This is a genomic window from Pseudomonas sp. R4-34-07 (assembly GCF_003852375.1).
In the GTDB taxonomy this organism is placed as follows: Bacteria; Pseudomonadota; Gammaproteobacteria; order Pseudomonadales; family Pseudomonadaceae; genus Aquipseudomonas.
This window is the reverse complement of sequence record NZ_CP027760.1, coordinates 1973901-2000262: the sequence shown is the minus strand read 5'-3', so window position 1 is coordinate 2000262 and position 26362 is coordinate 1973901. Positions and strand designations below refer to the sequence as shown.

23 protein-coding genes and 3 pseudogenes are annotated in these 26362 nt (G+C 60.9%); 12 read left to right on the top strand and 14 right to left on the bottom strand.

What is annotated here, in order from left to right; genetic code table 11:
- Positions 1-89: 89 nt before the first annotated feature.
- Positions 90-908 (bottom strand): shikimate 5-dehydrogenase, encoded by an 819-nt coding sequence (locus C4J85_RS09215; RefSeq protein ID WP_124366535.1) that lies wholly within the window; start codon positions 906-908, stop codon positions 90-92.
- A gap of 156 nt (positions 909-1064) precedes the next feature.
- On the opposite strand from C4J85_RS09215, the gene C4J85_RS09210 reads away from it, so the two are divergent.
- From C4J85_RS09210 to C4J85_RS27460, 3 genes are all read left to right on the top strand, one after another.
- Complete coding sequence (locus tag C4J85_RS09210) at positions 1065-1424, top strand: hypothetical protein (protein WP_124362110.1); 360 nt, start codon at positions 1065-1067, stop codon at positions 1422-1424.
- Positions 1425-1655: 231 nt separating this feature from the next.
- Positions 1656-1850, top strand: coding sequence for a hypothetical protein (locus C4J85_RS09205; RefSeq protein WP_033899765.1), 195 nt, complete (start codon positions 1656-1658; stop codon positions 1848-1850).
- A 91-nt stretch (positions 1851-1941) separates the two neighbouring features.
- A complete protein-coding gene (locus C4J85_RS27460; protein ID WP_164487856.1) occupies positions 1942-2118 on the top strand; it encodes a hypothetical protein in 177 nt (58 codons plus the stop codon).
- Here C4J85_RS27460 and C4J85_RS09200 read toward each other — a convergent pair.
- A complete protein-coding gene (locus tag C4J85_RS09200; protein WP_124362109.1) occupies positions 2115-3182 on the bottom strand; it encodes an AI-2E family transporter in 1068 nt (355 codons plus the stop codon). The genes C4J85_RS27460 and C4J85_RS09200 overlap by 4 nt on opposite strands.
- Positions 3183-3357: 175 nt before the next feature.
- Here C4J85_RS09200 and yegQ point away from each other — a divergent pair, with 175 nt between their 5' ends.
- Positions 3358-4671 (top strand): tRNA 5-hydroxyuridine modification protein YegQ, encoded by a 1314-nt coding sequence (gene yegQ / locus C4J85_RS09195; RefSeq protein ID WP_124406810.1) that lies wholly within the window; start codon positions 3358-3360, stop codon positions 4669-4671.
- A gap of 1 nt (position 4672) precedes the next feature.
- Here yegQ and C4J85_RS27935 read toward each other — a convergent pair whose 3' ends face one another.
- The 3 genes and pseudogenes from C4J85_RS27935 to C4J85_RS09185 form a co-directional block, all read right to left on the bottom strand.
- Positions 4673-5428 carry a methyl-accepting chemotaxis protein gene (locus C4J85_RS27935; protein WP_370004746.1) on the bottom strand — a complete coding sequence of 252 codons (756 nt, stop codon included), beginning with the start codon at positions 5426-5428 and terminating at the stop codon, positions 4673-4675.
- 102 nt (positions 5429-5530) lie between these two features.
- Positions 5531-6352: pseudogene (locus tag C4J85_RS27930) on the bottom strand (cache domain-containing protein); the annotation flags it as partial.
- Positions 6353-6525: 173 nt separating this feature from the next.
- Positions 6526-7845 carry a Na+/H+ antiporter family protein gene (locus tag C4J85_RS09185; RefSeq protein ID WP_164487879.1) on the bottom strand — a complete coding sequence of 440 codons (1320 nt, stop codon included), beginning with the start codon at positions 7843-7845 and terminating at the stop codon, positions 6526-6528.
- Positions 7846-8060: 215 nt separating this feature from the next.
- Here C4J85_RS09185 and C4J85_RS27925 point away from each other — a divergent pair.
- The 3 genes and pseudogenes from C4J85_RS27925 to C4J85_RS27915 all read left to right on the top strand — a co-directional run.
- Positions 8061-9377: pseudogene (locus C4J85_RS27925) on the top strand (HAMP domain-containing protein); the annotation flags it as partial.
- Positions 9378-9479: 102 nt separating this feature from the next.
- A complete protein-coding gene (locus tag C4J85_RS27920; protein ID WP_372237494.1) occupies positions 9480-10235 on the top strand; it encodes a methyl-accepting chemotaxis protein in 756 nt (251 codons plus the stop codon).
- A 402-nt stretch (positions 10236-10637) separates the two neighbouring features.
- A pseudogene (locus tag C4J85_RS27915) lies at positions 10638-10733 on the top strand (N-acetyltransferase); the annotation flags it as partial.
- A gap of 61 nt (positions 10734-10794) precedes the next feature.
- On the opposite strand, the gene C4J85_RS09175 reads toward C4J85_RS27915, so the two are convergent.
- Genes C4J85_RS09175 through C4J85_RS09160 form a run of 4 tightly spaced genes read right to left on the bottom strand, consistent with a single transcriptional unit; the run spans position 10795 to position 13386 of the window.
- Complete coding sequence (locus C4J85_RS09175) at positions 10795-12108, bottom strand: sensor histidine kinase (RefSeq protein ID WP_124370265.1); 1314 nt, start codon at positions 12106-12108, stop codon at positions 10795-10797.
- A complete protein-coding gene (locus C4J85_RS09170) occupies positions 12105-12773 on the bottom strand; it encodes a response regulator transcription factor (RefSeq protein WP_124409489.1) in 669 nt (222 codons plus the stop codon). Before C4J85_RS09170 ends, C4J85_RS09175 begins: the two co-directional genes overlap by 4 nt.
- Positions 12773-13084: a PepSY domain-containing protein gene (locus C4J85_RS09165; RefSeq protein WP_124362103.1), complete on the bottom strand. Its 312-nt coding sequence runs from the start codon at positions 13082-13084 to the stop codon at positions 12773-12775. Before C4J85_RS09165 ends, C4J85_RS09170 begins: the two co-directional genes overlap by 1 nt.
- Positions 13084-13386, bottom strand: a complete 303-nt coding sequence (locus tag C4J85_RS09160) for a PepSY domain-containing protein (protein ID WP_124362102.1) — start codon at positions 13384-13386, stop codon at positions 13084-13086. The genes C4J85_RS09165 and C4J85_RS09160 overlap by 1 nt, the downstream gene beginning before the upstream one ends.
- Before the next feature lie 183 nt (positions 13387-13569).
- On the opposite strand from C4J85_RS09160, the gene C4J85_RS09155 reads away from it, so the two are divergent.
- From C4J85_RS09155 to codA, 4 genes are all read left to right on the top strand, one after another.
- Positions 13570-14649 carry a patatin-like phospholipase family protein gene (locus tag C4J85_RS09155; protein ID WP_124409488.1) on the top strand — a complete coding sequence of 360 codons (1080 nt, stop codon included), beginning with the start codon at positions 13570-13572 and terminating at the stop codon, positions 14647-14649.
- A gap of 76 nt (positions 14650-14725) precedes the next feature.
- Entirely contained in the window at positions 14726-15082 is a 357-nt protein-coding gene (queD, locus tag C4J85_RS09150) for a 6-carboxytetrahydropterin synthase QueD (RefSeq protein WP_017736453.1), read from the top strand.
- A 238-nt stretch (positions 15083-15320) separates the two neighbouring features.
- The gene (codB, locus tag C4J85_RS09145; RefSeq protein ID WP_124370262.1) at positions 15321-16589 is read left to right on the top strand and encodes a cytosine permease; all 1269 of its coding nucleotides are present in this window, start codon (positions 15321-15323) and stop codon (positions 16587-16589) included.
- Positions 16590-16654: 65 nt separating this feature from the next.
- Positions 16655-17890 carry a cytosine deaminase gene (codA, locus tag C4J85_RS09140; protein ID WP_124366529.1) on the top strand — a complete coding sequence of 412 codons (1236 nt, stop codon included), beginning with the start codon at positions 16655-16657 and terminating at the stop codon, positions 17888-17890.
- 9 nt (positions 17891-17899) lie between these two features.
- Here the strand turns inward: codA and C4J85_RS09135 are convergent, their stop codons facing one another.
- The 5 genes from C4J85_RS09135 to C4J85_RS09115 form a co-directional block, all read right to left on the bottom strand.
- The gene (locus C4J85_RS09135) at positions 17900-20038 is read right to left on the bottom strand and encodes a lipase family protein (RefSeq protein ID WP_124409487.1); all 2139 of its coding nucleotides are present in this window, start codon (positions 20036-20038) and stop codon (positions 17900-17902) included.
- Between the two features lie 15 nt (positions 20039-20053).
- Positions 20054-20821 carry a hypothetical protein gene (locus tag C4J85_RS09130; protein WP_372240618.1) on the bottom strand — a complete coding sequence of 256 codons (768 nt, stop codon included), beginning with the start codon at positions 20819-20821 and terminating at the stop codon, positions 20054-20056.
- A gap of 4 nt (positions 20822-20825) precedes the next feature.
- On the bottom strand, positions 20826-21662 hold the full coding sequence (locus tag C4J85_RS09125; RefSeq protein WP_124366526.1) for a DUF4123 domain-containing protein: 837 nt from the start codon (positions 21660-21662) through the stop codon (positions 20826-20828).
- Positions 21662-23680, bottom strand: coding sequence for a type VI secretion system tip protein VgrG (locus C4J85_RS09120; RefSeq protein ID WP_124409485.1), 2019 nt, complete (start codon positions 23678-23680; stop codon positions 21662-21664). The genes C4J85_RS09125 and C4J85_RS09120 overlap by 1 nt, the downstream gene beginning before the upstream one ends.
- A gap of 292 nt (positions 23681-23972) precedes the next feature.
- Complete coding sequence (locus C4J85_RS09115; protein ID WP_124409484.1) at positions 23973-24956, bottom strand: diaminopimelate epimerase; 984 nt, start codon at positions 24954-24956, stop codon at positions 23973-23975.
- A 228-nt stretch (positions 24957-25184) separates the two neighbouring features.
- Here C4J85_RS09115 and C4J85_RS09110 point away from each other — a divergent pair, with 228 nt between their 5' ends.
- Entirely contained in the window at positions 25185-26336 is a 1152-nt protein-coding gene (locus C4J85_RS09110) for an MFS transporter (protein ID WP_124406801.1), read from the top strand.
- The last annotated feature ends 26 nt before the right edge of the window (positions 26337-26362 follow it).

Sequence of the window (26362 nt, the reverse complement as noted above, 5' to 3'; positions counted from 1 at the left end):
AGGGTCCAACTTGGAACATGCTGCCAGTTGTAGGAGCGAGCAAGGGCTAGCCGCCCGCCTCGCTCCTACATCGCTCCCCGCTTAAACCGTCAGGTGCGGGCGAACGCCACGGCCGCCTGAAATTGCTCCGGTGTAGGACGCACGCCGGTATACAGCACAAACTGCTCCAATGCCTGGATTGCAATCACTTCAAGGCCGGTAATCACCCGCTTGCCCTGGGCACGCCCGCGCACGATCAACGGGGTTTCAGCGGGGATCGCCACGACATCGAACACCGTTTCGGCTTGATCAACGGCATCGGTCTCGAACGCCAACTGATCCGCCTCTGCCCCGCCGGTCATGCCAATCGGTGTCACGTTAACCAGCATGCGTGGGCGCAACCCGCCCAGTTCAGCCTGCCACTCATACCCCAGGTTACGTGCGAGCGCCCTGCCCGCCACCTCATTGCGCGCCACGATCACGCCATTGGCGTAACCGCCGTCACGCAAGGCGCTGGCCACGGCCTTGGCCATGCCGCCGCTGCCGCGCAGGGCGAAGCTTGAGTCCTTCGGTACCTGGTGTTTTTTCAGCAGTTGCTCGACGGCAATGTAGTCGGTGTTGTAGGCCTTGAGACGGCCGCCGGTGTTGACGATGGTGTTCAGGGAATCGATGGCTTGAACCGAATCGTCCAGTTCGTCCACTAAAGCGATGGCAGCCTCCTTGAACGGCATCGACACGCCGCAACCCCGGATGCCCAGCGCCCGTATGCCACCGATCGCGCCGGGCAGGTCCTGGCTGCTGAAGGCTTTATAGTAAAAATTCAGGCCCAACTGCTCATACAGATGGTTATGGAAACGCAGGCCGAAATTCCCGGGACGCGCCGACAGTGACATGCACAGTTGGGTGTCCTTGTTGGGGTGCATCTGCATGGGTAGCTCCTTGAAGTAAGCAAATCGGTACAGACCTTACACAACCTTTACCTATCGGCTGTGCTGTTTTTCAGAAATACGTTGTCTTAAAAGTATCCCCGCGACAATCCTTGAGTCTATTGATTGCAGACCACAAGCGCAGGGGCTAACCGAGGAATGACCATGATGCGTAAAGTCCCCAGGATCGCCTTGCTTATTGGCGCACTCGCGATGGCAGGCCAAGCCTCCGCCCACGGTGGTGGTTGGGGCGGCCCGGCCGTATTGGGTGCTCTTGTCGGTGCAGCCGTTGTCGGCTCCGTGGTTGCCAGCCAGCCTCGTGAGGTTTATGTGCAGCAACCGGTGTACGTCCAGCCGCAGCCGGTGTATGCCGCTCCGCCGCCGGTCTACTACGCACCGCCACCACCGGTGTACGTGCAGCAACAGGTTTATTACCGCCCGGCGCCGGTCTATTACGGCCCGCCACGGGGTTACGGCTACTATGGCCCGCCCCACGGCTACTACCGCCACGGCTGGTAACACATTGCTGTACATGCAACAGGCCTCGCCCACACGCGGGGCCTTTTTTTGCCTTGAACGTCTGGATTTATCTTGCAAAGGTCGTTGTGAGGACAATGCTCGGGCGGCAATCCCACATGATCCGGTTGGGATCTCCTCTTGCTCGACTGGTACGAACGCTGTCATGTTTGTGTCACGAGCCCGTTTCACTATCGACCTTGTCCACCCAATAACAATTACGGACGATTGACCATGCCTACACAAAATCCGCATCGCACCGCTGGCCTCTGCACATCCAGCAAGGTTTATAGTGCCCTGACCGAACTCAAGCACCTGGAAGGCCACCGCAGCGCGAAGTTCCTGGCATTGCTGGCAGAGAACCTGGTGCGCAAGGGCCTGCTCAGCGAACAGGAAGTGGTGCACATGCTCGATCAGGTGGTGGACTGACGCCTGCCGTTGATGTTGACTATCGAGCCAGGTGATTTTTCCTACGCGCGATCGCACCGTAAGGTGACCTCCATAACGTTTGGAGGTACTTATGCCCACTGTTCAGATCATGTCCGTCATCGGCAGCGCCGTTCCCGCCCCTCTTCGCAAGCTGGGCTTGCTCGCCTGCTGGTATGTAGTACGCGATGGCGAGCCTATCAGCGGCCCGCTCACTTCGTTATCCGACGCCCAACTGCAACTGGCTGCCAACTACGGGCTTGAAGCCTAGGGCAACGGCAATTTGACGCGCGGCTTGGTTTCCACGAACAACGCCCAGCAGGAAATGAACAGCGCCGCGACCAGCGGCCCGATCACGAAGCCGTTCAGGCCGAACACCGACAGGCCGCCCAGCGTCGAGATCAGGATCAGGTAGTCCGGCATCTTGGTGTCCTTGCCCACCAGAATCGGGCGCAGTACGTTGTCCACCAGGCCGATCACGAACACGCCGAACAGCGCCAGCACCACGCCCTGCCAGATCGACCCGCTCAACAGGAAGTAGGCGGCCACCGGCCCCCATACAATCCCGGCGCCCACCGCAGGCAGCAGGGATAGAAACGCCATCAATACCGCCCAGAGCAACGCGCTGGGAATATCCAGGAACCAGAAAATAAAGCCCCCCAGCGCACCTTGAGTGACGGCCACCAGCACGTTGCCCTTGACCGTGGCTCGCACCACCCGGTTGAACTTGAGTTGCAGGCGGCGCTTTTGCGGCTCGGCCAATGGCACCGCCGTGCGCACCTTGCGTACCAGTTCCGGGCCGTCGCGCAGCAGGAAGAACAGCAGGTAGAGCATGATGAAAAAGCTCACCAGGAAATCGAACGTACCCTGGCCGAAGCTGAACGCCTGTGTGGCGAAGAACTGGCTGCCCTGCATCGCACCTTTCACCACCTTTTCCCGCAGCCCTTCCAGGTTGCCCATGCCGAAGCGGTCCAGCAGGTGCTGGAAATACGGCGGCAGGAAATGCTTGAACTGCTCGATATAACCGGCCACATCCAACTGGCCGCTTTCGACGTTCTTGTAAAGGGTGGCGCCCTCTTGCACCAGCAAGGCGCTGGTAATGATCACCGGCAAAATCGCGATCACCAGGCACACCGTCAAGGTGGTCAGGGAGGTCAGGTTGCGGTTCCAGCCAAAGCGCTGCTGCAGGCGGCGCTGCATGGGCGCGAAGATGATGCCGAGGATCACCGCCCAGAACACCGCGCCGTAGAACGGCAGCAATATCCAGATGAAGGCGACGGTCACCAGGGCCAGCAGTAACAGCAGGGTCTTGAATTGCAGGTTGGTTTGATTCATGTCCGATCCATGTCAAAAAAGCACAGGGCCGGTGTCGGCCCTGTTGCTTAGTCCGCAGCGAAACCTGGGAGTGCCCTGGTTGATCGAACAAGCATAGATCGGCTTATCTAGACGTGGGTCAATGCACCACGCCAAGGCCTGCACTACCCTCGCGCCTTTTGCGGCTCACACCTCCATGCTCCCACTGATCGCCCCCGAACTGCTCGCGCCCGCCGGCACGTTGAAGAACATGCGTTACGCCTTTGCCTATGGCGCCGATGCGGTGTACGCCGGCCAGCCGCGCTACAGCCTGCGCGTGCGCAACAATGAATTTGACCACGCCAACCTGGCCCTCGGGATCCAGGAAGCCCATGCACAGGGCAAGCGTTTCTACGTGGTGGTGAACATCGCGCCGCACAACGCCAAGCTGAAAACCTTTCTCAAGGACCTGGCCCCCGTGGTCGCCATGGGCCCGGACGCGCTGATCATGTCTGACCCAGGGCTGATCATGCTGGTGCGCCAGCATTTTGCGCAGATGCCGGTTCACTTGTCGGTTCAAGCCAATACCGTCAACTGGGCCAGTGTGGCGTTCTGGCAACAACAAGGCATCTGCCGGGTGATCCTGTCACGAGAGTTGTCCCTGGAAGAGATCGGCGAGATTCGCCAACACGTGCCGGCCATGGAGCTGGAGGTGTTCGTCCATGGCGCCCTGTGCATGGCCTATTCCGGGCGTTGCCTGCTATCGGGCTACATGAACAAGCGCGACGCCAACCAGGGCACCTGCACCAATGCATGTCGATGGAAATACCAGGCCACCCCGGCGGTGGAAAACGCCACGGGTGACATCGTCCAGGCATTCGAACCGACGCTGGGCATCGGCACGCCGACCGACCAGGTATTCCTGTTGCAGGAAGCCAATCGCCCCACTGAGCAGATGCCGGCGTTCGAAGACGAACACGGCACCTACATCATGAACGCCAAGGATCTGCGCGCCGTGCAGCACGTGGAGCGCCTGACCCGCATGGGCGTGCATTCACTGAAGATCGAAGGCCGCACCAAATCGCACTTCTATTGTGCGCGCACCACCCAGGTGTATCGCCGCGCAATTGATGATGCGATGGCCGGTCGCGCCTTTGACCGCCGCTTGATGACCGACCTCGAATCCCTGGCCCAGCGCGGTTACACCGAAGGTTTCCTGCGCCGCCATGTGCACGACGAATACCAGAACTACCAGAACGGCAGCTCCGTCTCCGAGCGCCAGCAGTTTGTCGGTGAATTGACCGGCGAACGCCGGGGCGAGCTGGCCGAGGTCAAGGTGAAGAACCGCTTTGCCGTGGGCAATCAGCTGGAACTGATGACGCCGGCCGGCAACTTTCACTTTGCCCTGGCCACCTTGCATAACGCCAAGGGCGACGCCATCGAGGTAGCGCCGGGGGATGGGCACACGGTGTATGTGCCCCTGCCGGCCGAGCTGGACCTGGCGTTTGGTTTGCTGATGCGCGACGTGTAGGTCAGATCCTGAACTGGCCCACCAACTGCCCGAGGCGCTGGCCCAGGTCCGCCAGGCTGCGGGAAGTCTGGGCGCCGAGCTGGGTTTCATCGGCCACACTGTCCACCGCCACGGCAATCTGGTGCACGCTGCGGTTGATCTCTTCCGCCACGGCGGTTTGTTCCTCGGCGGCGCTGGCGATCTGCGCGTTCATCGAGTTGATGGTGCCGATCAACTGGGCCATGGTGTCGAGCGACGCGCCGGCCTGGTTGGCCTGGGCCGACGTGCCGTCACCAGCATCGCTGGAGCGGCGCATGGCATCCACGGCGGCTTCGGTGCCTTTTTGCAGGCGGTCGATCATGCCCTGGATTTCCTGGGTGCTGGTCTGGGTGCGGCTGGCCAGGGCGCGCACTTCATCGGCGACCACCGCAAACCCACGTCCGGCCTCCCCTGCCCGCGCAGCTTCAATTGCCGCGTTGAGCGCCAGCAGGTTGGTTTGTTCAGCAATCGAGCGAATCACGCCCAGCACACTGACAATCGACGACACGTCCTGTTGCAGGCTGTCGAGGGACACACCGCTACTGCGGATATCGTTCACCAGCGCGTGAATCTGCGCGATGCTGCCGTCCACCACACGCTTGGCGGCCTGGCCCTCGGCATCGGTCTGCTGCGCGGCGACGGCGGCCCCCTGGGCACTGCGCGCCACTTCATGGGCGGCGGACGACATCTGATTGATCGCGGTGGCGACCTGGTCGGTTTCGTGACGCTGGCGTTCCATGGCCGTTTCCGAGCGCTGGGCTTGCTCGGACACCTGGCTCACCAGGCCGGTGAGTTGCGCGGTCATTTCGGTGATCTGGCGGACCAGGCCGTGGATCTTGTCGACAAACCGATTGAACGCGCCGGCCAGGTCGCCGAGCTCATCCTGGCTGGTAATGGCCAGGCGGCGTGTCAAGTCACCTTCACCGGCGGCGATATCGTCCAGATTGGCCTTCATCAGGCTCAGTGGGCGCAGGATCGTGTTGGCCACCAGCAGGCCGACGGCAGCAATCACCAGCAATACCACGACCGCCAGACCGAGAATGCTCAACAGTACGCCTTCCATGCGTTTCTCTACCTTGGCCTCGACCACCGCAACCTGAGCATCGATGCCATCCAGGTTGACCGAGGTACCGATGACCATGTCCCACTTGGGCAGGTATTCGGTATAGCCGAGCTTGGGCACCAGCTCGGTCTGGCCGGGCTGGGTCGAGCTGTATTGCAGGTAGTGGGTACCGTCCTTGCCGACTTTGACCAGGTCGCGGTTGACGTAGACGCCGTTGGGGTCGCGGTTGTCCTTGAAACTCTTGCCCACGCCGTCCGGGCTGTTGCCCTTGAACAGGCGAATGGTCTCGGAATCGTAGCCGAAGAAATAACCGTCCTTGCCGTAGCTGGTGTTGGACAGCAACTTGACCACCTGCGCCCGCGCTGCCGTATCACCGGGGGCGGCCGCATCGTAGAACGGCTTGATGGTGGTCAGGGCCACCTCGACATAACTGTGCAGAGTGGCCTTGGCGTCATTGAGCAGACGTTGGCGGGTTTCATCCACTTCGTTGCGCGCCTGGCCCTGAAGTATCCACACGGTGGTCAGGCTGATCACCAGGGCGAACAGCAACACCGGCACTATGGCAAGGGTCAGGACTTTGGCCTTGAGGCTCAGACGCATGGCTTTTCTCTCTTATTAGGGGCGGCTTGAGAGGTTAGCGGCCAAACGTCAATTTTCTAGAGCACTCTCTTGTGGCGAGGGAGCTTGCTCCCGCTCGGGTGCGCAGCGCCCGCCAGCTTTTGGGGCCGCTTCGCAGCCCAGCGGGAGCAAGCTCCCTCGCCACGATGGACGCCTCAGAGCGTCATCGCCGCCAGCCAGCCAAACGCCAGCAGCGGCAGGTTGTAGTGCAGGAAGGTCGGCACCACGGTGTCCCAGATATGATGGTGCTGGCCGTCGATATTCAGGCCGGAGGTCGGCCCGAGGGTGGAGTCCGACGCCGGTGAACCGGCGTCACCCAAGGCCCCGGCGGTGCCGACGATGCACACGATCGCCAGCGGGCTGAAATCCAGCTGCACGCACAACGGCACAAAAATCGCGGCCAGGATCGGCACCGTGGAAAACGACGAACCGATGCCCATGGTCACCAACAGCCCCACCAGCAGCATCAACAGCGCCCCTACTCCACGGCTATGGCCGATGAACGCCGCCGAGGCCTCCACCAGCGAGCGCACATCACCGGTGGCCTTGAGCACTTCGGCAAAGCCCGACGAGGCGATCATGATGAAGCCGATCATCGCCATCATCTTCATGCCTTCGGTGAACAGGTCATCGGTGTCGCGCCAGCGCACGATGCCCGACACCGAGAAAATCAGAAACCCGGCCAGCGCACCGATGATCATCGAGTCCAGCCACAACTGAATGATGAACGCCGAAGCAATCGCCAGGCCGGCGACCAGCAGGGTCAACGGGTTGTACTGCACCGCCACCTGCTCGACACGCTCGATTTTCTCAAGGTCGTACACGCGCTTTTTGCGGTAGCTGATAAACACCGCCACCAGCAGGCCGACCACCATGCCCAGTGCGGGCAGGCTCATGGCGTGGGTTACGTTGACCTGGCTGATGTCCACGCCGCTCTTGGCCACGTTGGCCAGCAGGATCTGGTTGAGGAAGATATTGCCGAAGCCCACCGGCAGGAACATGTAGGGCGTGATCAAGCCGAACGTCATGACGCAAGCGATCAGGCGGCGATCCAGTTGCAGTTTGGTCAATACATATAACAGCGGCGGCACCAGCAGCGGGATGAACGCGATGTGGATCGGCAGGATGTTCTGCGAAGCAATCGCCACCGCCCACAACAGGCCGATCAACAGCCATTTGACGTGATTGCCGCCGCTGGCTTCCTGGCGATCGACCAACAACAGCGCTTTGTCCGCCAGGGCATGGGCCAGGCCGGATTTGGCAATCGCCACCGCGAAAGCGCCGAGTAATGCGTAGGACAAAGCCACCGTCGCACCGCCGCCCAAACCGCTGTTGAACGCTTTGAGCGTGGCGTCGATACCCAGGCCACCGGTCAAGCCGCCCACCAGGGCGCCCACGATGATGGCGATGACCACATGCACGCGGGACAGGCTGAGCACCAGCATGGTGCCGACCGCGGCGATAACAGCATTAATCATGGTTACCTCAAGACAGAAACATAAAAGACAGGCATGCCCGCGCCTCAGCGGCCATTGAAGGTGCTGTCGGCGTACGGGCTCAAAGAGGTCTTATTAGAGGCCGCGCACTTTGCAGCAGCCGGGCGGCCATGTCAAAAAGCGACGCCGTTTTTAGGGTTAAATTGAATGTTTGAATAAAGAAAAAACCAGCGCAGCCGATAACAATTTTTTCTATGTGTATTCAGGTAAAGGATGTCCCGATGTCGCTCAGGCAGCTCTCCATTCAATGGAAAATCACCCTGCTCGCGGGCCTCTGCCTGCTGGGGATCGTGACCCTGCTGGTGGGTCTGTCGCTGTATCGCATGGCGCAGAGTTCCGAGCAGGTCAAAGCGTCCAGCATGCAGATGCTCGATGAGGCCGCCCAGGCGCGCATCGAGGCTCAAGGTGAAGTGCAGGCGCTGGGCATTCGCCAGCAGTTCATGGATGCCTATCAGTACGGCCATGGGTTTTCCCGCCAGGTGCTATTTTTGCGCGAGCAGGCGGAAAAACGCTTTCTCGACGCCTTCGACACCCGCGAAGACCTGACCCGTCAGGTCAGGGCCGCGCTCCAGGCCAACCCCGACCTGCTTGGCTTGTCGCTGGTGTTCGAAGCCAATGCGCTGGACGGCAAGGATGAGTTGTTCGCCAACCAGGCGGAACTGGGCAGTAACGACACCGGCCGCTTCGCCCTGTACTGGTCGCAGCCGACGCCCGGCAAAATCACCTCCATGGCGCTGCCCGAAAGCGACATGAGCGACACCTCCGTCGGCCCCAGCGGCGAAAAAGCCAACGCCTGGTTCACCTGCCCGCGCACCACCCTCAAGCCCTGCGTGATCGAGCCTTACTTTTATGTGATCGACGGGCAGAATGTGCTGATGACCAGTATCGTCTTTCCGCTGATAGTCAACGGCAAGGTCATTGCCTCGCTGTCGGTGGACATCAACCTCAACAGCCTGCAGGCCGTGAGCCAACAGGCCAGCCAGAAACTGTACGACGGCCAGACCCACGTCAGTATCCTCAGCCCCACCGGCTTGCTTGCCGGCTACAGCCCGGACGCCAGCAAGCTCAGCCAGCGCCTGGACCAAGTCGACACGGCCAACGGCGCAGAGTTGATCACGGCCCTGGCCAGCAGCACACAAACCCGCAGCCTGCGTAGCGATCAGCAACTCAAAGTGCTGGCGCCCTTTGCCCCGATCCCCGGCGGCAAGCCGTGGGGCGTGCTGCTGGACGTACCGAAAAAAGTCCTGGTGGCGCCGGCCGAGGCGCTCAAGGCCCAACTGGATGCCGACAATACCCAGGGCACCCTGCTGGAACTCGGGCTGGGCCTGCTGGCCGCCGTGGTCGGTCTGATCCTGGTGTGGTTGATGGCGCGCAGCGTGACCCGGCCGATCCTCGGTGTAGCGCACATGCTCCAGGACATCGCCAGCGGCGAAGGCGACCTGACCCGCCGCCTGGCCTACGACAAACAGGACGAGCTGGGCCAACTGGCGGGCTGGTTCAACCGTTTCCTCGACAAGCTGCAGCCGATCATCGCCGAGGTCAAACGCTCGGTGCAGGACGCTCGTGGCACGGCCGACCGATCCGCCGCGATTGCCAGCGAAACCAGCGCCGGCATGGAGCAGCAGTATCGCCAGGTTGACCAGGTGGCCACCGCTTCCCACGAAATGAGCGCCACCGCCCAGGACGTCGCCCGTAGCGCAGCCCAGGCAGCGCAAGCCGCCCGCGATGCCGACCAATCCACCCGCGATGGCCTGACCGTGATCGATCAGACCACCAGCAACATCGGCCTGCTGGCCGCTGACATGAGTACGGCCATGGCGCAGGTTGAAGGCCTGGCCAGCAGCAGCGAAAAAATCGGCTCGGTTCTGGAAGTGATTCGCGGCATCGCCGAGCAGACCAACCTGCTGGCGCTCAATGCCGCCATCGAGGCAGCCCGCGCCGGTGAGGCCGGCCGTGGCTTTGCCGTGGTGGCCGACGAAGTGCGCAACCTGGCACGGCGCACCCAGGAGTCGGTGGAAGAAACCCGCGTGGTGATCGAACAATTGCAAAGCGGCACTGAGGAAGTGGTCGGTGCCATGGGCAACAGCTACCGCCAGGCCCAAGGCAGCGTCGAACAGGTCGGCCAGGCCGTCACCGCGCTACGCCAGATCGGTGACGCCGTGACCGTGATCAGCGACATGAACCTGCAAATCGCCAGCGCCGCCGAAGAGCAAAGCGCGGTGGCCGAAGAGATCAACCACAACGTGGCGACCATTCGGGATGTGACGGAGTCGCTGTCGGAACAGGCCAATGAATCGGCGCGGGTGAGCCGGGCGTTGAACAGCCTGGCGAATCAGCAGCAGGGGTTGATGGACCAGTTCAGGGTGTAACCACTCTTATCCTGGCGCAGATCCAATGTGGGAGGGCGGTGCGACGATTCGACTTGCCCCCGATGACGGCCTGACAGCCGACCAGGATGTTGGATCTGAGCGAGTACATATCCGTTGCTGCGGTAACGGCTGCTATGGGTTCCGCCCTTACGGCGTCTCACTTTTGAAAAGCAAAAGTAAGCAAAACGCTCTTGCCCCACCACTCGGCACCTCGCCCCGGCTCGGTGTGCCCGTAATCCGACAGTGTGGTTTAACGGGGCGCCTAGATCAAAAGCAAGATCAAGAGCGGCTCGCTTCGCATCGTGGTTACCGTAGGCTGATGCTAGTTGTGTAGATACCTATGGCCATCGGGGGCAAGCCCTAATGCCAGTCAGTTAAGAAGTAGCAGGAGCGAGAACTAACTTGTGGCGAGGGAGCTTGCTCCCGCTGGGGCGCGAAGCGGCCCCAAACAATGGGACTGCTGCGCAGTCCAGCGGGAGCAAGCTCCCTCGCCACAGGTTCGGTGTCGCCTTAACTGACTGGCATTAGGGCAAGCCCCCCCCACATTTTTAAATCGGCACTACCGCCTGGGCAATTCGATCAACGCTTTGAGCCCGCCCAACTCGCTTTCCTGCAACTGCAACGTCCCGCCCCACACCTCGACGATATCGCGCACGATGCCCAGCCCCAGACCGTGGCCGTCGACCTGCTCATCCAGGCGTGCGCCACGGCTGAACACTTGGTCACGCTGGGTCTCGGGAATGCCGGGGCCATCGTCTTCGACGGCCAGCAGGTAGCTGTGCGGCGTCTCACTCACGCTCAGTCGTACTTCGGCATCCGCCCATTTACAGGCGTTGTCCAGCAGGTTGCCAAGCAACTCGAGCAAATCTTCACGGTCCCAGGGCAGTTGCAGGCCGGGGGCGACGTGGTAGCGCAGGTCCAGGTGTTCGCCGTGGATCATGTTCAGGGTGGCCAACAGCCCCGGCAGTTCTTTTTCACAGTCGAACAACGCCCCCGGCAGGGTTTCGCCAGCCAGGCGCGCGCGATTGAGCTCGCGGTTGAGGCGCTGCTGCACCTGCTCAAGCTGATCGCGCAACAACTTGCTCAACTGCGGCTGATCCCTGAGTGCCTCGCTCGACGCCGCACTCAACATCACCGCCAATGGGGTTTTCAGCGCGTGCCCCAGGTTGCCCAGAGCATTGCGCGAGCGCTTGAGGCTGTCTTCGGTGTGTGCCAGCAAATGGTTGATCTGCGCCACCAGCGGCTCCAGCTCCAGCGGCACCTGGGTGTCCAGTTGCGAACGCTGGCCCTGCTGCAACTGAGCAATCTGATTGCGCGCAGTTTCCAACGGGCGCAAGGCGCGGCGCACGGTGATCCGTTGCAATACCAGCACCACCAGCAATGCCGCCAGCCCCAGTACCAGGCCGATCTGGCGCATCAGGCGAAAGCTTTCCCGTACCGGCGTGTAGTCCTGCGCCACGCTGATGGAGATCGGCAGGCCGAAGCGTTTGTAGTCGGAGCGCAATACCAGCAGTTTCTGGCCTTCAGGCCCCAGTTGCAGGTTGCCCTTGAGCCCGGCCTCGGGGAGTGTCGGCAATTCCTGGTCCCACAAGGAGCGGGAGCGCCAGTGAGTGTCGGCAAAATCGATGCGGAAGTAATGCCCCGAGAAGGGGCGTTGATAGGCGGGCGACAGGCGATGCTCATCCAACTGTACGCCGTTGGGCCCACGCACCAGCGCCACCAGCAGGTTTTCGCTGTCGTTGCGCAGGCCGGCCTCCAGATAACGCTGCAAACCGGCTTCGAACAGCCACAGGCTGGTTTGCGCCAGCACCACGCCGACGATCACCAGCACGCTGATCAACCCCAGGCTCAAGCGCCGCTGGATCGATTTCATGCAGGGCTGGCGCCAAACCGGTAACCCTGGCCGCGCCGGGTTTCGATCACGCTGCGCCCCAGCTTGCGGCGCAGATGATTGACGTGGACTTCCAGCACGTTGGAGTCGCGCTCGGTCTCGCCGTCATAAAGATGCTCTGCCAGATGGCTTTTCGACAGGATCTGTTCGGGGTGCAGCATGAAATAACGCAACAGGCGGAACTCGGCGGCCGTGAGCTGGATCTCGTCACCGTCGCGCAGCACGCACTGGCGGCCTTCGTCCAGGTGCAGGCCAGCGGCTTGCAGGGTCGGTTGGTTGGCATGCCCGTGAGACCTTCGTAACAGCGCCTGAATACGCAAGTGCAGTTCTTCGGGGTGAAACGGCTTGCTCAGGTAATCATCGGCGCCGGCCTTGAGCCCTTCGATACGTTCGGCCCAGGAATCACGCGCCGTCAGCACCAGCACCGGCGTAGCCAGGGCTGCCGCGCGCCACTGCGCCAGCACCTCCAGCCCCGGCAAACCCGGCAGGCCAAGGTCGAGGATAATCAGGTCATAGGGTTCGCTGCGACCCTGGTACGCCGCGTCGCGCCCATCGGCCAGCCAGTCTACCGCATAGCCTTGGCGCCGCAGGCCGGCCAGCAGCTCATCGGCCAGCGGGACGTTGTCTTCCACCAGGAGCAGGCGCATCAGTCTTCCTTATCTTTGATCAATGTACCGTTGGTTGCGTCGAGCTTGATTTCGCGCACCACGCCTTCGGTGGTCACCAGTTCCACTTCATAGGCATATTCGCCGTGCTTTTTCTCCAGCTCCGCCTCCAGCAGCCGGGCTCCAGGGTAGCGTGACATGGCCGTATGCAACAGGTCCTCCAGCGGCAGGATCACCCCCTGCTGGCGCAGCGCCAAGGCTTCATCCTGATTGAGATCGCGAGCAGCCAGGCTTGAGCAAAAGGCCAGGAGCGCCAGCAGCACCAGACTACCGGCGCGTCGATATAGCGTCATTACGTGTCCTGATGATTCTTGAGAACGTGCCCGGTGAGCGCATCCAATTCAACGTCCCACTCAAGGCCATGGGCATCTTCCAGTTCGACCTGGTAGACGTACTTGCCGTACTCCTCGTCCAGGTCAGTGCCCAGCAAGGTGGAACCCGGATGCAAGGCCAGGGCCGTGGCTTCAAGCTGATCGAAGGCGACAATGGTAACAGTGCCAGGCAATTTCAGCGGTTTGTCGGGGTCCATTGCCCAGCCCTGCGTGATCGAGGATGCAATGATACCGGCGGCGACCAGCGCTGTAAGGCGCTTCATGATGAGTCTCCGTTTCAGGATGTTTTTCCTACACCTGATCACGGTACGCGCGGCAACTTAACTGAAACTGAATTGCCACCATGGCAATTTCGCTTCGATCTCCCACGCCATACTGTTTACTCTGGATACAACCATTATCGTTAACGTTTTTCGCGAGCACCCTCGCCCCTGCCCGAGACGTGTATGACCGCCATTCACATCAAATTCCCCGCCCTGACGCTCAAGGCCGGCACGCGCGCCTTCGCCCGTATTCGTGAGCAAGGCCTTGCGCCTGCTGACGTAGGCATCCTTCCCGGCGCGGCCGGCGGCCCCAAGGCCCTGGGCATTCAGGGCCTTGACCTGGCGCTGTTCGGCGACTGGCTGGCGCGTGCGCCTCGGGAGCGCGCGCTGATCGGTGCGTCCATCGGTTCCTGGCGATTTGCCAGCGCTTGCCTGCCCGACCCGGTGCAAGGCTTGCTCGACCTGGGCCGCCTGTATAACGAACAGCGTTTTGCCAAAGGCGTGACCATGACCGAAGTCAGCCAGAGCTGTGAGCGTATGCTCGACGACCTGCTGGCCGGCCGCGATGCACAGGTGCTGGACAACCCCGACTACCGCCTGAACATCATGGTGGTGAAAAGCCACGGCTTGCTCGCCGATGACCACCGAGGCCGGCTGGGCCTGGGCCTGTCCTCGGTGATCGCCGATAACCTGCGCGGCCGCGCGCGCTTGTCGCGGCATTTCGAACGCCTGATCGTCCACGACCCCCGTCAGGCGCCTCCGGTGCACCCGCTGAAGGATTTTCCGTCGCGCTTCCTTGCACTGGAAATGGCCAACCTGCGCCAGGCGCTGCTGGCGTCCGGCTCGATTCCCATGGTGATGCAGGGCGTACGCGACCTGCCCGGTGCGGGCGCCGGAACCTACCGCGACGGCGGCTTGTTGGACTACCACCTCGACCTGCCCTACTGCGGCGACGATATCGTGTTGTACCCGCACTTTACCGACCGGGTCATTCCCGGCTGGTTCGACAAAGGCCTGCCATGGCGGCGCAGCAATCCACAGGGTTTGCAGGATGTCTTGCTGCTGGCACCGTCCAGGGACTACCTGGCCCGTCTGCCTCACGGCAAATTGCCGGACCGTAGCGACTTCAAGCGCTTCATGGGCGACGACAAAAGTCGCAACAAATACTGGCAGACGGCAATGAGCGAGAGTCGGCGGTTGGGCGACGAGTTTCTGCATCTGGCGGACAACGGTGGACTGGGCGAGCGTTTGCAAGCACTTTGACCCAGCGGTATGCGCGGCGACGGGTCAAGCTGTTAAACTCGCCGCCTGCCAGATACCTGACCGAGCTGAAAATACCGTGGAAATCTTCAAAGAGTTTACGTTCGAATCCGCCCACCGCCTGCCCCACGTCCCCGATGGCCATAAATGCGGACGCCTGCACGGGCATTCGTTCAAGGTGGCGATCCACTTGAGCGGCGACCTGGATCCCCATACCGGCTGGATTCGCGACTTCTCGGAAATCAAGGCGATTTTCAAGCCGCTCTACGAGCGTCTCGACCACAACTACCTCAACGACATCCCCGGCCTGGAAAACCCCACCAGCGAAGTGCTGGCCAAGTGGATCTGGACTGAATTGAAACCCTTGCTGCCGGAACTCAGCGCGATTCGCATCCATGAGACGTGCACCAGCGGATGTATCTATCGCGGCGAGTAAGCCCTGGACTGTTGGAAAAACCACCTGCGCGTGGTTTTTTTACGCCTGCCATCCACTGATCCAATTTGTATCACGGCTGCACCGCTTTCGCGCTTGATGGGCCAGCAGTTCCCCTTGCGCCGACGACTTCCCTGCGTTTGGCTATAACTACCGGGCGCCCCAAGGTGCATGCACCCGCGCCGCCGTTTTGGCACGCACGGTGCAACAGGCCTGCGTCATTATCCAGGGAGCAAGGCACATGACCCAGCAAGAATCCGGTAACGATTACCCGCTCAGCGAAGTGCCCCTGCATGCGCGCAAGGGCCTGGCCTCCACGGCCATGGTGCTGCTGGGGTTCACGTTTTTTACGGCGACCATGTTTGCCGGCGGCAAGTTGGGGGTGGCGTTCAGCTTTACCGACATGCTCGGCGTTGTGGCCCTGGGTAACCTGCTGCTGGGTATCTACGCCGCGGGCCTGGGCTACATCGCCTTCAGAAGTGGTTTGAACTCGGTATTGATGGGGCGTTTCTGCTTTGGTGAAATCGGCAGCAAGCTCAGTGACCTGATCCTCGGTTTCACCCAGATTGGCTGGTATGCCTGGGGCACCGCCACGGCCGCCGTGGTACTGGGCAAGTATTTCGAGCTGAGCCAGGGCAGCGTGCTGGCATTGATGGTGGTGTTTGGCCTGGTGTTCTGTGCCACGGCATACGTGGGGTATCGCGGGCTGGAAATCCTGTCTTACATCGCGGTGCCCGCCATGGGCATTTTGCTGGTGCTGTCGATGTGGGTCGCGACTGTAAAGGTTGGCGGGCTGGACGGCCTGCTGGCGGTGGTGCCGACCGCCGAGCTGGACCTGTCCACCGCGATCACCCTGGTGTTCGGCACCTTTGTCAGCGGCGCGACCCAGGCCACCAACTGGACGCGGTTTTCTCGCTCGGCCAAGGTCGCGGTACTGGCCAGCCTGATCGGCTTTTTTATCGGCAACGGCTTGATGGTGTTGATCGGAGCCTACGGCGCCATCGTCTATCAGCAGCCGGACGTAGTGGAAGTCTTGCTGCTGCAGGGTTTCGCCATGGCGGCGATGGCCATGCTGCTGCTCAATATCTGGAGCACTCAGGACAACACCATCTACAACTTTGCCGTCGCCGGCTGCAACCTGCTGCGCACCCGGCGGCGCAAAACCGTGACCCTGGCCGGTGCAGTGATCGGCACCCTGCTCGCCTTGCTGGGCATGTACGACATGCTCGTGCCGTACCTGATCCTGTTGGGCACGGTGATTCCGCCGATTGGCGGGGTGATCATGGCGGACTTCTTCTACCGTTATCGCGGCCAGTACCCACGCCTGGCGGATGCCCGCCTGCCCGCGTTCAATTGGCCCGGGCTGGCGGCGTACGCGGTGGGCACGCTGTTGGCGTTCAACTCACCCTGGGTCGCACCGCTGGTGGGGATCGCTGCCGCGTCGCTCACCTACATGCTGCTCATTGCTTTACTGCGCGTGCGCGAACCTCTGGCCGACGCCCCGGCATGAGCCTGAGCACTGCCAATGGTAACCTGATGGCCGCCTGATTGAATTTAGCCAAGAGGAACTTGCCCATGCACATCATCAATGCCCGCCTGCGCAACCGTGAAGGCCTGCATGATCTGCACCTGGAACATGGCCGGATCGCCAGCATCACTGCACAAACAAGCATTCCGACCTTAATGACCGGCGACCTGGATGCCGCCGGCAATCTGGTGATCCCGCCCTTCGTCGAACCGCATATTCACCTGGACGCCACCCTTACCGCCGGCGAACCACGCTGGAACATGAGCGGCACCCTGTTCGAAGGCATCGAATGCTGGGGGGAACGCAAAGCCACCATCACGGAGGAAGACACCAAAACCCGCGCCAAAAAAACCATCCAGGCCCTCGCCGCCCACGGTATCCAGCATGTGCGCACCCACGTCGACGTGACCGACCCGGACCTCACCGCGCTCAAAGCCATGCTGCAAGTGCGCGAAGAAAGCTCGCACCTGATCGACCTGCAAATCGTTGCCTTTCCCCAGGAAGGCATCGAGTCTTTCCGCAATGGCCGTGAGTTGATGGAAGAAGCCATTCGCCTGGGCGCCGACGTCATCGGCGGCATCCCCCACTTCGAGTACACCCGCGATCAAGGGGTGAGTTCGGTGAAGTTCCTCATGGACCTGGCCGAACGCACCGGCTGCCTGGTGGATGTCCACTGCGACGAAACCGACGACCCGCACTCACGCTTTCTCGAAGTGCTGGCCGAGGAAGCACGCAGCCGCGACATGGGCGCTCGCGTCACCGCCAGCCACACCACCGCCATGGGCTCCTACGACAACGCCTACTGCGCCAAACTGTTTCGCCTGCTGGGTCACTCCGGCATCAGCTTCGTCTCCTGCCCCACCGAAAGTATCCACTTGCAAGGCCGCTTTGACAGTTTCCCCAAACGCCGGGGGGTCACACGCGTCAACGAACTGCTCGAAGCTGGCATGAACGTATGTTTCGGCCAGGACTCCATCGTCGACCCCTGGTACCCCTTGGGCAACGGCAACATCCTGCGCGTATTGGAAGCCGGTTTGCACATCTGCCATATGCTCGGCTACCGCAACCTGCAGAACGCCCTGGACCTGGTCACCGACAACAGCGCCAAGGCCATGGCCCTGGGCGACCGGTACGGCCTGGAACCCGGTCGACCGGCCAACCTACTGGTGCTCTCGGCAGACAGTGACTATGAGGTGATTCGCAGCCAGGGCCTGCCGTTGTATTCGATCCGCAACGGCAAGGTGCTGATGAAACGTCAGCCGGCGCAGGTGGAGTTTGTGTAATGCACTGAGCTAGACGATCGCGTCGATGTCCAGTATTTGCGCTTTTCCCCGGTCGCTGTGGAGGGGTGACGGAACACTGGCTACCTGGGACAAGGCGCAGTTTTCCCGGTGAGTGAACCAGCGTTTGAGACCCAGTTGCAGGTTGGCGCCGTGGGCATGGCTACCGTACACATCGCGCGCATCGAGGCGGCGCCAGCGCAGGCTGGCCAGGCGCTCGCGGCTGGTATGCAAGCGGTCTATCTCGGCGTTTAAGGCGTCGTTGTGCTCATGGGTACGGTCATTGGCCGGGCGCAATCGGGCAAGCTCGCGGCGTTTGGTCCTCAACTGCTCGCGCATGTCTTCGAGGGCGCGATCCAGCAGCTCGAATTCCCGCGCGGTCACCAGAGGGCCCTGACTCTCCAGGGTTTGCTGCCAGCGCCGCAATGTCGCCCAGGCTGCGGGAATGTAGCTGGCGGTCATGAAGTGCTGGTTGGCCTGGAACAGTTGCCGCAACAGGTTGTCGCGGTCGGGCATGTCGCCGTGTAACTGCAGCGCTCGATTACAACCACCCTCCTGGATCGACTCACAGCCAGGTTTCCACAACACCGAAGCCTGCGTGCCATCGGCAAGTCTAATCGGCATGAAGTGCTGCTGTTCACCATGGTGCTGGTAGGCACTCCCACCGACGCGTACCAGGCCAGCGGCAAACAACAAGCCGCCGGCGGTGGGGGCACTGAATAAGGTGACGGCGCCTGGCACCCAGAGTTTGACAGTGGTGTTCATCCACGGCGCCGGCACACTGGGGACGGGATCATTGTGGTTGACGATTCGGTGATGGACCAGGGCGCGGGCGCCTGCGGTGAATTCGGAATCGGCGGCGCGGGGGGCACCGTAGGTATAGAGCAGGATGTTGTAGTTGGCGTCCGGGATGCGGCGCAGCCCTTCAGCAAGTAGCAAGGCAATCGCGCCGCCGAGGCTGTGGCCGCAGATGACCACGCGTTGATCAATGTGGTATCGCGAAAGGTAATCCAGGACAAAATGATACAGGGCCTTAAATCCTTGGTAAAAACCTCGATGAGCTTTACCTGCACCTTCGACGAAAGGGACTTGATGAGCATCTGCGTCGCGCAAGGCATCTGCGCCACTGGCCGTACCACGCACAGCTATGAGGACAACTTCATCGTGATGACAAATGAAAGCTTGAGTGTCAGTGCCGGATTCAACGTCGTTAAAAAAATGTATACGCTCCGGATGCTCACCAGGCGGTTGATTGCGCTCATACAAAAGAGGATCAAAGGGCAAAATCTCAAAGCGACGGGAGTAGGCGACGTCTTCATACAATGGATAAAACCGCTGCACTTGTTCTGAGTCGAACTTCCAAGCCTCCCGGTAACACGACAACTGCTCTACAAACACGTTTCCTATACTAGGATTCAGCGGGAAACTGACCGTATCCCCATCTCCCGTTGGAGGATCTTGACCAAATTCGCAGTAGCTCAATGTGGCCATAAGCGCCAGCTGGTAAAGGTTCAATGCACAAAACTGATCATCCGTGGAAATGATCGGCCGTAGCGCTCGTAGAGGACGTATCTCCAATACCGTAAATTGGTTCGGCAATAGCGCCAACCCCTTGAATAAGGATTCCGGAGGACCGAATCCCAGGTCCGCCATCAGCCTGAGCGTATTGTGCGTGGGACGGCGAGCTTCAGACGACGGCGGAGGTAAGTGGGCTTTGTACCGAACCAGATCACTGACCTCCACCTGATGAAAACGATCTGCTTTTTGCCGTGCCGGGTTATTTTCGACACGCTGACCATCCTTGTTCTGAAAACATGTTTGCTCTGCGCGTACTTGAAGCTCCGTAATGGGTAACGCGTAATTAGGCCGCGACATAAGCCGGCGGTAAGGCGCTTCTCCTCCCGAATAAGGCTCGTCCATCAAAAGGATTACCGGGCCACAATAAATACCCTCTAGCTTGGCAAACCCGCTCCCATCCAAACGCCCTTTGTATTGCTGCCCTGCACTGTCCAGGAGAGTGTAAGGCAGGCCGCCATAGGCCTTGCCGTTCCCCGTTTCATCTACTAGGCAAAAGGACAACCAATCGCCGCGCAACGGGCAAGCAGGCATCCTGTCGTTAAAAAACTGTCGCTTCCATGCATTCTGTTTCATGAGGTTTCTCCATTATTAATTACACGCTGGATAAACGTCGCATAGGCGGCCATCTGGCATCTTGAAACGCTTGAAGTCGACTACATTCCCGCGACAAAACGCGAATAGATCCTCCTCGCTTTCGCCCCTGCAACGCCTCCAGCCACCGGCAACCTTTACCCAGTTATCAGCCACAGCCGGTTCTTCTTCCTCTGTAAATGCCAATACCATTCTTAACGTCTTCCCGGACAATCCGTCACGGTGCACATGCCCGCCAGGCCGGGCCCTCTTGAGTTTTCCAGCAGCATCCAGTGATTTGCACCAAAGGATTTTAAGAATGGCGTGCTTAGGGCCAGCGGTACGAAATAACCACTGGCATTGCCCGGGAAGCTCCTGGACTCCGTTCTCAGGCATCACAGGCATTCCAGCCTCCCATCTATCGTGGAAATAGATGAGGGCATAGTCCCTTCCGATGTCCGACCAACGCTGCCCCCAATTGGCATTAATTGCGAAAACAAGGCGGCGCAATACTAAGGGGCAGCCATTTACTTGCTCCGTGAGGGGCACTTCAAAACTAGCCCTGTTGCCGACGGGCTTGCTGGCAGCCTTGAATATCTTGAGTTCAGGACGCCTGCCATTTCTTTTAGGCAGTTTGCAGACTTCGCCTGATGCAGGTGCATATGAAGCGTCGCCTAACACGTCAAATCCCGCCGGCAAATCCACCTCCAGCGTAAAGCTATCCGCCGCCCTCCCCGCACAGCCCGCAAGCCACGCCACTCCAACAGCCAGCAATGCACCTCTCATCCACCTACTCATCCCCGAGCGCCTCCTTGCGCCACTGCTCCAGCACACGTTCAAAATGCTGTGTCGGTGCCTCCCCCTCCAACGGCTGCCACCGAATGACACTGCCCCGAGTCGCCTCTTCCAACCGGCCCACCACCAGAAACTCAAGTTGCTCAGGCGAACGCCATTGCCAGCTTCGGGCCTGCTCCAATACTTGGGCCAGCCAGATCCTGGGGTCGTGAAACTCCACCAGAGCAGCCAGGTCTTCACTGTGTTCAGCCAGCAGGTAGCGCAGGATATTGGCCTGCAGAATGGTCGCGGCCTGAGGGTTGGGCGCCTGCAACCAGGGCGCGGGATCGGGGACCGCATACTCGCCCGGCGCGGGATTGTCGTGGCTGCACCAACGGCCCTCATGCCAGTAGCACACGCTGGTCAGCGGGCCCAGGTAGATGGGCCATTGCTCTGCCGGCAGATATGCAAGGGCACGGGCCAGGGTGCGGTTGTCGTGGAAACGGTACAGGGCCTTTTTGCCTTCTGGCCCGACCAGCAGTCGCTCCCGCCAATGTCGGGTCACAGCGACCAGGTCGTCGCTGGGTAAACTGCCCAGCCAGCCCCGGTTTGCCTCAGGGTTCTGCAGATGATTGGCCAGCGCAGGCTCCCCCATCCGATCCAATAACAGGATCACGGGGCCCTTGCTCGCCAGTTCCACTACTGCTGTTTCGCTATAGAGTGGGCGATACTGCGAGAGGTCGCGCGCCGCCATGAGCGCCTGGCAGTGCTCGTTGTTCGCTTCGAGTATCAGGCACAAACTGCGCCCCGCTTGTTGCTGTTGCGCCATCCATTGATAAGGCACGTCTTGCATCACGCGGCCCTCCCGGTGATATCGCATTGACCTTCGCGACAACGCTCGCATATGGGGCAAAAATCCGCGTCCAATTGGCGGGCCATTTCCATGATGAGGCCTTGCACAACGGAAGCCTCGGGAGCGCCCGCAACAGAGGAAGGGCTGGCCGACCGTGCAGCGGATGGCGCCCCACCGACAGTGATTGGCCGGCTGCTGAAAATCCCGCCGGCCTGAATCTGCAAATGCTCGCCGCCTGCCTTGAAACTCAACTGCGCGCCTGCATCGATGACAAGGCTGGCACCCGCCTTCAGGTGAATCTGTTGACCGGCTTCGATCACCATCACCTGTGTCACCTGGGTGTGGCTGTCGCCTTGCACGGCCAGATGGTCGTTTGCCGTCAGCGCAATACTGCGGTCTCCCGTGATGTGGCGCTGCTCTCCGCTCTCAAGACGCACCGTGCTCAAGCCTCGGATGATTTCACTGCGCTCGCCGAACACTTCCAAACGGCTGTCATGGCCCACCTGCTGTTCCAGGTCACGCTGGGCTCGCAGGTAGATCAGCTCTTCACCACGGCGGTCTTCAAGATGCAGCTCATTGCTGCCCGCGCCCCCGGGGACGCTGCGACTGCGCAACACGCTGCGGGTCTTGTGCTGCGGCAGGGAATAGGCCGGCATCTGCGATGCATTGGGCAGGCAACCGTTGATCAATGGCTGGTCCGGGTCGCCCTCCAGAAAGGTTACCAACACCTCCATGCCCACCCGTGGAATCATCATGGCGCCAAACCCGGCACCGGCCCACCCGGAGGCAACCCTTACCCAACAGCTGCTCTTGTCATCCGTCTGGTCCAGGCGATCCCAATGAAACCGCACCTTCACTCGACCATAGGCATCGCAGTGCACCTCTTCATCCGCAGGCCCTGTAACAGTCGCCGTCTGGCTGCCGTTGATGGACGGCTTGGGATGTTTGAGCGGGGGCCGATGCACCGCACGCCAAGGGGTCGCAGTGAAGCGGTTGCGATACCCGACGAAGGTGTCTGTATCGGCTGCCGCTTCCTCCAGCACCTGTGGCTGATAGCCTTCGTGACGCACCGAGGTGAGCAACCACAGGTCGTTGCAGACCGGATCCGGATGGCCTTGCAACTCAAGAAAATGGCCACTGCGCAACAGGGGCTGGTCGCTCTTGCCTGACGCACAATGGCGGTCGGATTGATGTCGCTCCAGGCTGCGACGCGCCAGTTGCGCCCCCCGTGCATGGCCGGTGAAACCGGCTGGGTAACGGTAGTCTTCAAGCGCCGCGTCCGGTACACCGCCGGCGGTATCCTGCAACCGCAGCGACGGGTGTTCGAAGTCATGGTCGCGGCGCACCGTTCGCCGGCTGCGGGTCTGCAGGCGTACATCGAAGCGGTGAATACCCTTCGTTGCGGCCAGCGGATCGATCGTCGAGCAGTATCGCTGCATCGGCAGGCGCTGAAATACGGTTTGATCATCCCCAAACACCAGCAGATGAGCGTCGACACTATGGCGGAAGTGGTAATGGATACCCTCCTCCTCGCACAGGCGCTGGATGAAGTGCAGATCCGTTTCCGCATACTGCACGCAAAAGAGCCGAGGCGGATAAACCACCGGGCCGAGCTCGAAGGCGTAGGCATCTGCCAGAATGCCGTGCTGTTCAAGAACGCTGGCAATCATCTGCGGCACGCTACGCTGCTGGAAAACCCGCTGGTCGCGGCGATGGGCAAGGCAGGCCAGGCGGGGCGCGAGGGTAAGGTGATAACGGGTGAGCCGGGCACCCGGAGCATCGCGGCCGATGGTATAGACCAACCCGTGCAGGCCTTGCTCCGTTTCGCCCAGGTACAGATAGACCGGCTGATGAAGCAACGCCTCTAGATCCAGGTCAGGGCTTTCGCTGACGAATTGCACCTGGATGAAATACGGTTGATCAAGACACTCACTGCCTTTGAAAGCAAGTACCTGCAAGTGGGCAGTGACGCCGTGAATCATTAATTTGAAACGTGACGAAACAAACGCGTCAACCATCCATTGTTACCCGCCAATCAATAACTCGCTGATTAAAAGCTCTCCTCGTTGACTGCCGAATACTGGCCGAGAAAAAGCGCCTGAACGCCCTGAAGCTTAGCGATCTCAGGGAAAATTCGGCCCTTGGAAAATAAAAAAGAAGTTTCGTACGACGAGGTTGGAAGTATCTTTTACAAAATAAGAAATTCGTTTAATAAACAAATTATCAACAATAAGAAAATTCTTACTTCGACACTTCCAAATAGAACTATCCATTAAGGAAATAGCTGACCCACATCACCATGAAAATTGCTTACGCCAGTGAATGCGCGGTCCCGAAAAGACTGACGCTCGACAATGTTTCAGCTTCAACCCGCAGACGTACTGGCGCCGTGCCGCCCGGCATCACCACCGCCACTTCCCCGGCGCCGACCCAACCTGCTCGCCATGCCGCACAGGCCACCGCGCTGGCGCTGGTACCCGAAGACGCAGTAGGCCCTTCGCCGCGCTCGAACACCCGCGCGATTACCTGATTACCCGACGCACGCGCGGCCCATTGCAAATTGACCCCCGCGACACAGGGACGACCGCTGCCCACAGGCGGAGCGAAGGCGATCGCTTGCAATCGCTCAAACAGTGCAGGTTGATGCATGGCGAGATAGGTGGGCAATGCCGCCATCTGCTCGACAAGTGTTACGCAATGGGGATTGCCCACCCGCACGAACTGGCTTCTATCCCATTGCGGGTCTATCGCCGCCAACGCGGCCACGTGACTGAACTCACCCTGCTGCGCCACACCGCTATCCACTCCCGCACCGGCTGCCGATGGGCCGAAACCCGGTTGCCCCAGATCCAGCCAAAAGCCCTCGACCTGCTGGTACCCCGCAGGCTCCACCCGCGTGACCATCGGGGAAACTGCATCCGCTTTATCGTGATGCACCCGCAACTCGCAGCCTTCTGACATAACGCCTTGGTCGGTCAATGCCTGGGCAAAGATGGTTAACCCGTTGCCACTGCGCTCGGCGAGGCTGCCGTCAGTATTGACGATCAATAGATCGAAAGGTGGCGCAGCCTGAAACGGCCCAACCAGCAACCCGTCGCAGCGATGAGCCTTGGCACCGGGCGCCGGCGACACCGCTCCCCACCCGCATTCGGCAGCGATGGCCGATGCGCTCCATGCCTGGCGGGCACTCGCGGCGAGGTCGGCGCTGTCGGGCAGGTCAACACCCCGGCGACGTAAATAATCGGGGCTGGCTACCCCATAGATATTGCCGCGCGCGTCATAAAACCGAGTCACGCTGTAAGCTGCCTGAAAAAAGTCATCGGTCTGTTCGTCGGTAGCCTGAAAGAGAGAGCAACAGCGTATTACAGAACGCCCACTTCTACACACGCGACACCTTCAGGCTGGAAATACCGTCACGGGCCGCTCGCTGATCCCAAGGGAACCCGGCTCGCCCGACGAGGCCTGATGTGCAAGGATGTCACGCCGGACATCGTTCGTTGAACGCAACACCAAGGATTATTCATGACTGCCATCCCCACTTCCGCCCCCGTGGTTCCCGGGCGGCTGGAGCAAATGTCGACCCGTATCGCTTTTTTCATCGCAGGCTTCGGCATCGCGGCCTGGGCACCGCTGGTGCCGTACGCCAAGGCGCGCGCGCAACTCAACGAAGGCACACTGGGCCTGTTGCTATTGTGCCTGGGGGTAGGATCGATCCTCGCCATGCCCGTGGCCGGGGTGTTGGCGTCACGCTTTGGCTGCCGGCGTGTGTTGACCGCCGGCACGGTCTTGATTTGCCTGGCGCTGCCGATGCTGGCCACCGTCAGTTCGATTCCGCTGCTGATGGCGGGGTTGTTCCTGTTTGGCGCAGGGCTGGGCACGGTGGATTCGACGGTCAACCTGCAAGCGGTGATCGTTGAACGCGCCAGCGGGAAAACCATGATGTCGGGCTTCCACGGGTTGTTCAGCCTGGGTGGGATCGTCGGTGCGGCGGGGGTCTCCGGCTTGCTGGGGCTGGGCTTGTCGCCGCTGCAGGCAACCCTGGTGGTGATCGTCATCATGGCAGTGGCACTGCTCAAGGCCAGGCCGCATCTGCTCCCCTATGGCAGTGAAAGCTCAGGGCCGGCGTTTGCCATTCCTCATGGCGTGGTGCTGTTTATCGGCTGCTTGTGTTTCATCGTTTTCCTGGCCGAAGGCGCAGTACTGGACTGGAGCGCGGTGTTCCTCAGTGCCGAACGCGGCCTGGACGAAGCTTATGCAGGCCTCGGCTACGCGGCATTCGCCCTGACCATGACCGCCGGGCGCTTGACCGGTGACGTGATTGTGCGGCGCCTGGGCGCTACCTGGGTGATCGTGGCCGGTGGCACGTTGGCAGCGGCCGGTGTGTTCCTGGCCACGCTGTCCCCCGCCTGGGAAATGGCGCTGCTTGGGTATGCGCTGGTGGGCGCCGGCTGCTCCAATATCGTCCCGGTGCTTTATACCGCCGTGGGCAAACAGAAGGTGATGCCGGAACATATTGCCGTGCCCGCCATCACCACGCTGGGCTATGCGGGCATATTGGCCGGGCCGGCAGTGATCGGCTTCATTGCCCATGCCAGCAGCGTGGCAACCGCGTTCCTGCTGATCGGTGGGTTGCTGGCAGCGGTGGCGATCAGCGGCAAGATAGTGCGTGTATAAACGCTCGCCGGTATGAGCGGCCTGAT

What these genes read in the sequence shown, in the direction of transcription:
- C4J85_RS09215 (WP_124366535.1), bottom strand. Translation starts at nt 908, where the DNA reads ATGCAGATGCACCCCAACAAGGACACCCAACTGTGCATGTCACTGTCG.
- C4J85_RS09210 (WP_124362110.1), top strand. Translation starts at nt 1,065, where the DNA reads ATGACCATGATGCGTAAAGTCCCCAGGATCGCCTTGCTTATTGGCGCA.
- C4J85_RS09205 (WP_033899765.1), top strand. Translation starts at nt 1,656, where the DNA reads ATGCCTACACAAAATCCGCATCGCACCGCTGGCCTCTGCACATCCAGC.
- C4J85_RS27460 (WP_164487856.1), top strand. Translation starts at nt 1,942, where the DNA reads ATGCCCACTGTTCAGATCATGTCCGTCATCGGCAGCGCCGTTCCCGCC.
- C4J85_RS09200 (WP_124362109.1), bottom strand. Translation starts at nt 3,182, where the DNA reads ATGAATCAAACCAACCTGCAATTCAAGACCCTGCTGTTACTGCTGGCC.
- yegQ (WP_124406810.1), top strand. Translation starts at nt 3,358, where the DNA reads ATGCTCCCACTGATCGCCCCCGAACTGCTCGCGCCCGCCGGCACGTTG.
- C4J85_RS27935 (WP_370004746.1), bottom strand. Translation starts at nt 5,428, where the DNA reads ATGGAACGCCAGCGTCACGAAACCGACCAGGTCGCCACCGCGATCAAT.
- C4J85_RS27920 (WP_372237494.1), top strand. Translation starts at nt 9,480, where the DNA reads ATGGAGCAGCAGTATCGCCAGGTTGACCAGGTGGCCACCGCTTCCCAC.
- C4J85_RS09175 (WP_124370265.1), bottom strand. Translation starts at nt 12,108, where the DNA reads ATGAAATCGATCCAGCGGCGCTTGAGCCTGGGGTTGATCAGCGTGCTG.
- C4J85_RS09170 (WP_124409489.1), bottom strand. Translation starts at nt 12,773, where the DNA reads ATGCGCCTGCTCCTGGTGGAAGACAACGTCCCGCTGGCCGATGAGCTG.
- C4J85_RS09165 (WP_124362103.1), bottom strand. Translation starts at nt 13,084, where the DNA reads ATGACGCTATATCGACGCGCCGGTAGTCTGGTGCTGCTGGCGCTCCTG.
- C4J85_RS09160 (WP_124362102.1), bottom strand. Translation starts at nt 13,386, where the DNA reads ATGAAGCGCCTTACAGCGCTGGTCGCCGCCGGTATCATTGCATCCTCG.
- C4J85_RS09155 (WP_124409488.1), top strand. Translation starts at nt 13,570, where the DNA reads ATGACCGCCATTCACATCAAATTCCCCGCCCTGACGCTCAAGGCCGGC.
- codB (WP_124370262.1), top strand. Translation starts at nt 15,321, where the DNA reads ATGACCCAGCAAGAATCCGGTAACGATTACCCGCTCAGCGAAGTGCCC.
- codA (WP_124366529.1), top strand. Translation starts at nt 16,655, where the DNA reads ATGCACATCATCAATGCCCGCCTGCGCAACCGTGAAGGCCTGCATGAT.
- C4J85_RS09135 (WP_124409487.1), bottom strand. Translation starts at nt 20,038, where the DNA reads ATGAAACAGAATGCATGGAAGCGACAGTTTTTTAACGACAGGATGCCT.
- C4J85_RS09130 (WP_372240618.1), bottom strand. Translation starts at nt 20,821, where the DNA reads ATGAGAGGTGCATTGCTGGCTGTTGGAGTGGCGTGGCTTGCGGGCTGT.
- C4J85_RS09125 (WP_124366526.1), bottom strand. Translation starts at nt 21,662, where the DNA reads ATGCAAGACGTGCCTTATCAATGGATGGCGCAACAGCAACAAGCGGGG.
- C4J85_RS09120 (WP_124409485.1), bottom strand. Translation starts at nt 23,680, where the DNA reads ATGGTTGACGCGTTTGTTTCGTCACGTTTCAAATTAATGATTCACGGC.
- C4J85_RS09110 (WP_124406801.1), top strand. Translation starts at nt 25,185, where the DNA reads ATGACTGCCATCCCCACTTCCGCCCCCGTGGTTCCCGGGCGGCTGGAG.